This is a genomic window from Phycicoccus elongatus Lp2, assembly GCF_000367525.1.
Taxonomy (GTDB): Bacteria; Actinomycetota; Actinomycetes; order Actinomycetales; family Dermatophilaceae; genus Phycicoccus_A; species Phycicoccus_A elongatus.
In genome coordinates, this window is record NZ_HF570956.1 from 903,723 (window position 1) to 909,481 (window position 5,759).

The window sequence follows — 5,759 nt, forward strand, 5'->3', positions numbered from 1 at the left end:
GGCCGCCGAGATCGACGGTGACGCTGTCACCTGCGACGTGACGTCCGCCGACGACGTCGAGGCCCTCGCCCTGCCGTCGGTGATCGCCTCGACGTGCTCGTCAACAATGCCGGCGGCGCCCTGGGCCTCGAACCGGTGCACGAGGGCGACATCGTCAAGTGGCGGCGGATGTACGAGATCAACGTCATCGGCACGCTCCAGGTCACCAAGGCACTGCTGCCGGCCCTGGAGGCCACCGGCGCCGGCATCGTCGTCAACGTCGGGTCGATCGCCGGGCGCACGGCATACGAGGGGGGTGGCGGTTACACGGCGGCCAAGCATGCGCTCGCCGTCATGACCGAGACCCTGCGACTCGAGCTGTGGGACCGACCGGTCCGGATCACCGAGATCGCGCCTGGCATGGTGCAGACCGAGGGCTTCTCACTCGTGCGATTCGGCGGGGACAAGGAGCGGGCCGACAAGGTCTACGAGGGCGTCAAGGGACCGCTCGTCGCCGAAGACATCGCCGACGCCATCGTGTGGATGGCGACCCGCCCGGCGCACGTCAATGTCGACCTGCTCGTCATCAAGCCGCGTGCGCAGGCGGCGCCGCACAAGGTCGACCGGGAGCGCTGAACGCAGCCGCCGTCAAGGCTGGCGGCGCCAGACGCGCCACGCGTCGACATCGGCCAGACTGCCAGAACCTGTGCGGGAGAAGACGATTCGATCGTGCAGCCGACTCCGCCGACCGCCCCAGAACTCGACCTCGTCCGGCACGATCCGGAAGCCGCCCCAGAAGTCGGGGACGGGCACGTCGTCGGCGCGCCCACCGTCCGGCCACTGCGCGGCATACCGCTCGTAGGCCTCCTCGAGAGCGGCGCGGGAGGCGATCGGCTCGGACTGGCGGGAGGTCCAGGCCGAGATGCGCGAGCCGTAGGGGCGGGAGTCGAAGTAGGCCTCGACCTCGTCGCGACCGACCTGGACCGCGGTGCCGCGGAAGCGAATGGCGCGGAACATCGAGGGCCACGTGAGGGCTGCGGCGACGGCCGGATGGGCGCGCAATTCGCGACCCTTGGCCGATGTCAGGGCCGTGACGAAGCCGGGGCCGCGCTCGTCGAAGAAGCGCATGAGGACGGTGCGCACGTTGGGCGCGCCGTCGGCGTCGACCGAGGCGATGCTGATGGCGAGCGGTTCGGGGACGTCCCCTCGCTCGGCCTGCCGTGCGACGGCGGCGTCGACCCAGTCCCTGGCGACCTCCAGCGGCGACCGACCCTCCACCTGGGCCTCGGAGAGTCCCTCGCCGTCGTAGTCCAGCCGGTCGTGTGTCACGTCGTCACTGTATGCCGGACTGCCCGGCGTCAGGCTGCGGGATCGGCGTGCACAATGGATCCGCCGACACCACGGCTCCGCATCACGAAGGGGAACCCCGTTGACGACGACGTCCGCCCAGTCCAACCCGCCCGCTGACCCGGACTTCCGCCCCGGTCTGGAAGGCGTCATTGCCTTCGAGTCCGAGATCGCCGAACCCGACAAGGAGGGTGGCGCGCTGCGTTATCGCGGCGTCGACATCAACGACCTCGTCGGCCGCGTGTCCTTCGGCCAGGTGTGGGGCCTGTTGGTGGACAACGAGTTCGGCGAGGGACTGCCGCCGGCCGAGCCCTTCCCGCTGCCGGTCCACACCGGGGACATCCGGGTCAACGCGCAGTCCGCGATCGCTCAGCTCGCACCGGTCTGGGGCATGAAGCCGCTGCTCGACATCACCCCCGAGCAGGCCCGCGAGGACCTCGCCCGCGCTTCGGTGACGACCCTGTCCTTCATCGCGCAGTCCGCGCATGGACTGGGCAAGCCGATGGTGCCGCAGAGCGAGGTCGACAAGGGCAGGACCATCGTCGAGCGGTTCATGATCCGCTGGCGCGGCGAGCCCGACCCCAAGCACGTCGAGGCGATCGACGCCTACTTCATCTCGGCGGCCGAGCACGGCATGAACGCCTCGACCTTCACCGCTCGCGTCATCGCCTCGACCGGCGCCGACGTCGCCGCGTGCATCTCTGGTGCGATCGGTGCCCTGTCCGGGCCGCTGCACGGCGGCGCGCCGAGCCGGGCCCAGCACATGATCGAGGGCGTCGAGCGGACCGGGGATGCGCGCAAGTACGTCAAGGACGTCATGGACCGCAAGGAGCGGCTCATGGGCTTCGGCCACCGCGTCTACCGCGCCTACGACCCCCGCGCCGCCGTCCTCCGCGAGACCTGCAGGCGCCTCGGTGCGCCGCGCTACGAGGTCGCCCTCGAGCTCGAGAAGGCCGCCATTGCCGAGCTCGCGGAGCGTTACCCCGAGCGCAAGATGGAGACCAATGTCGACTACTGGGCGGCGGTCCTGCTCGACTTCGCCGACGTGCCCGGCGAGATGATGACGCCGCTCTTCGTCTCGGCGCGCACCGCCGGTTGGTCAGCCCACATCCTCGAGCAGAAGAAGACCGGCCGCCTCATCCGGCCGTCCTCGCGCTATGTCGGCCCCGGCCCGCGGCCGCTCGAGGACGTCGCCGGCTACCGCCACTGACCCCTTGGACCCCGTTCCGGGTGGCGGACTTCACGCCCGGCGACCCCGCGGCATACGCGAGGATGAGCGGTGGTCAACGGCGACCGGCCCACCCTGTCCGCGATCCGAGAGAGACGCCCGAAGTGACTGACGCCCTCACCATCCCCGCCGACCTCCTGCCCAGCGACGGCCGCTTCGGCTGTGGCCCCTCCAAGGTGCGCTCGGCGCAGGTCGACTACCTCGCCTCCTTGGGCACCAGCGTCCTGGGCACGAGCCACCGCCAGGCCCCGGTCAAGGGTCTGGTGGGCGCGATCCGTTCCGGCCTGCGGGACTTCTTTGCGCTGCCCGAGGGCTACGAGGTCATCGTGGGCAACGGTGGGGCGACGGCCTTCTGGGACATCGCGGCCTTCGGCCTCGTCCGCGAGCGCGCGCAGCACCTGGCCTTCGGCGAGTTCTCGGCGAAGTTCGGGTCGGTGACCTCCAAAGCACCCTTCCTCGGCGAGTCGACGATCATCAAGGGCGACCCCGGCACGCTTCCGGTCGCACAGGCCGAGGCCGGCATCGACGTCTACGCCTGGGCCCACAACGAGACCTCCACCGGCGTCATGGCACCCATCAACCGGGTCGAGGGCGCCGACGAGGGCTCTCTCGTGCTCATCGACGCGACCTCCGGCGCCGGCGGGATCGCCTTCGACCCGACCCAGGCCGATGTCTACTACTTCGCTCCGCAGAAGTGCTTCGCCTCCGACGGTGGGCTGTGGTGGGCGCTGTTCTCCCCAGCCGCTCTCGCCCGCGTCGAGGAGATCGCGGCGACCGACCGCTGGGTGCCGGACTTCTTCAGCCTCCCGACGGCGATCGACAACTCGCTCAAGGACCAGACCTACAACACTCCGGCCGTCGCGTCGCTCGCCCTCATGGCCAACCAGGTCGAGTGGCTCAACGCGCAGGGCGGGCTCTCGTGGGCTGCCGAGCGCACCGCTGACTCCTCGGGCCGCCTCTACGCATGGGCCGACTCGGTCTCGTATGCCGCACCCTTCGTCGCCGACCCGGCCGCCCGTTCGCAGGTGGTCGCCACCATTGACTTCGACGACGAGATCGACGCGGCGGCGATCGCGAAGACGTTGCGCGCCAACGGAATCGTCGACACGGAGCCCTACCGCAAGCTTGGGCGCAACCAGCTTCGGATCGCTTGCTTCCCGGCTGTCGAACCCGAAGACGTGAGCAAACTGATCGCCTCGATCGAGTTCGTCGTCGACCGTCTCTGACCCCGACTGTCGGGCCGCGGCGCCGGACGCGGTCGCCGGCGCCGGTGATTCACCGGAGTCCGCTTCTTACTGGAAGATCGCGACGAGAACGACGACGAGCAAGGTGATGGCAAGGACGCCGAGAGTCATCCGGCGACGAAAGGTCGGCGTCACCGGGCGGGCTCCGGCGTCGGTTCCTCCACCTGGGGGCCACGTCGGTGGCGCGGGCTGGTGTGCACGTCGAAGTGCGGGCGACGTTCGGTGTCCCAACTCACCCGCACATTCTCCTCCTTGAGCAACAGGCGGGACACGACCGCCAGCACGAGACCGACACCGATCGAACCAACGAGGATGGTCCAGCGTGGCCCGGCGTGCTCGCCGATCCATCCGATGATCGGCGCACCGATCGGCGTGCCTCCCATGAAGATCGCCATGTAGAGGGCCATGACCCGGCCACGCATGATCGGGTCGACGCGCGTCTGCACGAGCGTGTTGGCGACGGTCATGGCGGTGAGCGCAGTGAAGCCGACCGGCACGAGCAGCACCGCAAAGGTCAGGTAGGTCGGCGCGAGCGCCGCAGCGGCGCTGGCCCCGACGAAGCCCCCGAGGGCGACGAGCATGATCCACAGGCGTGGCTCCTTGCGCCCTGCGGTCCGCAGCGCCGCGGCCAAGGACCCGATGGCCATGATCGACCCGAGCAGTCCATACTCACCCGCCCCCTTGTGGAAGGTCTGGGTGGCCATCAGGGCTGTGGTGATCTGGAAGTTCATCCCGAAGGTGCCGAGCACGAAGATCAGCAGCATGATCAGCCGCAGGTCCTTGCGTCGGTTGACGTAGGCCAGCCCCTCTCGTATGCCGCCGCGCCCGGTCAGGCGGGGCGCCGGCCGAAGGTCGGCTCCACGCATCGCGACCAGAGCCGCGAGGACGAAGAGGAAGGAGGCCGAGTTCATGAGCAGCGCCGGGCCGGTGCCCCAGGCGGCGATCACCAGGCCGGCCAGGCCGGGACCGATGAGGCGGCCCGAGTTGAAGGAGGCACTGTTGAGGCCGACCGCGTTGCTCAGGTGTTCGCGGCCGACGATCTCGGGCACGAAGGCTTGGCGGGCCGGATTGTCGATGGCCGTGATGACACCTTGGAGCGCGGCGATCAGGTAGACGTGCCACAACTGCGCCGTGCCCGTGACGGCGAGGATGCCGAGCGCGAGCGTGGTCAGCAAAAGCCCCGTCTGGGTGAGCTGGAGAGTGCGTCGCTTGTCGTAGCGGTCGGCGATGGCCCCGGCCCACGGGGCGAGGAGCAGGATCGGCAGGAACTGCAGGCCTGTCACCGTTCCGAGGGCAGTCGAGGAGTGGTCGGTGAGTTCGGTGAGCACGAGCCAGTCCTGGCCGACACGGCCGGCCCAGGTGCCGATGTTGGAGACGAGCCCGCCCAGGAACCAGATCCTGTAGTTGCGGATCGACAGGGAGTGGAACGTGGGGCTCATGACGCGGCAATTCGTTCGAGAATGGTGGTGGCTCGGGCCAACGTCTCGATCTCGTCGTCGCTGAGGTCACTGAAACGCTTGGCCATCCAGCCCTCACGCGCGCGCCGGGTCTCGCGGAGCACCTGTCGACCGGCAGCAGTCAGCGTGACGATGACTTGGCGGCCGTCGTCGGGGTCCCCGGCGCGACCGGCCCATCCGTTGTCGACGATCGCTGCCACGGTCCGAGTCATGCTCGGAGCGCTGACCTTCTCGATGTCGGCGAGTTCACGCGGCGTCTTGGGTCCCTCCTCGAGCCGCAGAAGCACCGAGAAGTGGTGCGGCAGCACCTGGCTCTCACTCTCGAACCGCACTCGACGCGAGATCCGCATGCACGCCACGCGCAGTCGCGACGCGATCGGGGCCTTGTCGCGGACGGTCGGCGGAGTCGTTGGCATGATACTTAGCCTAACTCATTACGTCGGCTAACTATTTCCGTCCCCCTCACCTCGCACCCGACCACAGCCATACATGTGTCCCCCGGCG

At 69.2% G+C, this 5,759-nt stretch carries 6 protein-coding genes; 3 read left to right on the forward strand and 3 right to left on the reverse strand.

Annotation, left to right across the window (positions count from 1 at the left end; translation table 11 throughout):
- The first annotated feature begins 93 nt into the window (after window positions 1-93).
- Entirely contained in the window at window positions 94-615 is a 522-nt protein-coding gene (locus tag BN10_RS04340; protein ID WP_010849949.1) for an SDR family NAD(P)-dependent oxidoreductase, read from the forward strand.
- A gap of 12 nt (window positions 616-627) precedes the next feature.
- On the opposite strand, the gene pdxH is transcribed toward BN10_RS04340, so the two are convergent.
- Complete coding sequence (gene pdxH, locus BN10_RS04345; RefSeq protein WP_010849950.1) at window positions 628-1,308, reverse strand: pyridoxamine 5'-phosphate oxidase; 681 nt, start codon at window positions 1,306-1,308, stop codon at window positions 628-630.
- A 100-nt stretch (window positions 1,309-1,408) separates the two neighbouring features.
- On the opposite strand from pdxH, the gene BN10_RS04350 reads away from it, so the two are divergent.
- Together BN10_RS04350 and serC are read left to right on the forward strand one after the other, a co-directional pair.
- Entirely contained in the window at window positions 1,409-2,536 is a 1,128-nt protein-coding gene (locus tag BN10_RS04350) for a citrate synthase 2 (protein WP_010849951.1), read from the forward strand.
- A 122-nt stretch (window positions 2,537-2,658) separates the two neighbouring features.
- Entirely contained in the window at window positions 2,659-3,780 is a 1,122-nt protein-coding gene (gene serC / locus BN10_RS04355; protein ID WP_010849952.1) for a phosphoserine transaminase, read from the forward strand.
- 149 nt (window positions 3,781-3,929) lie between these two features.
- On the opposite strand, the gene BN10_RS04360 is transcribed toward serC, so the two are convergent.
- Both BN10_RS04360 and BN10_RS04365 read right to left on the reverse strand, forming a co-directional pair.
- Window positions 3,930-5,237, reverse strand: coding sequence for an MFS transporter (locus BN10_RS04360; protein ID WP_010849954.1), 1,308 nt, complete (start codon window positions 5,235-5,237; stop codon window positions 3,930-3,932).
- On the reverse strand, window positions 5,234-5,671 hold the full coding sequence (locus BN10_RS04365; RefSeq protein ID WP_010849955.1) for a MarR family winged helix-turn-helix transcriptional regulator: 438 nt from the start codon (window positions 5,669-5,671) through the stop codon (window positions 5,234-5,236). The genes BN10_RS04360 and BN10_RS04365 overlap by 4 nt, the downstream gene beginning before the upstream one ends.
- Between the last annotated feature and the right edge of the window lie 88 nt (window positions 5,672-5,759).

Bases quoted from the DNA above. Each gene is read 5' to 3' on its own strand.
- BN10_RS04360 (WP_010849954.1), bottom strand. From the start codon at position 5,237: ATGAGCCCCACGTTCCACTCCCTGTCGATCCGCAACTACAGGATCTGG.
- BN10_RS04365 (WP_010849955.1), bottom strand. From the start codon at position 5,671: ATGCCAACGACTCCGCCGACCGTCCGCGACAAGGCCCCGATCGCGTCG.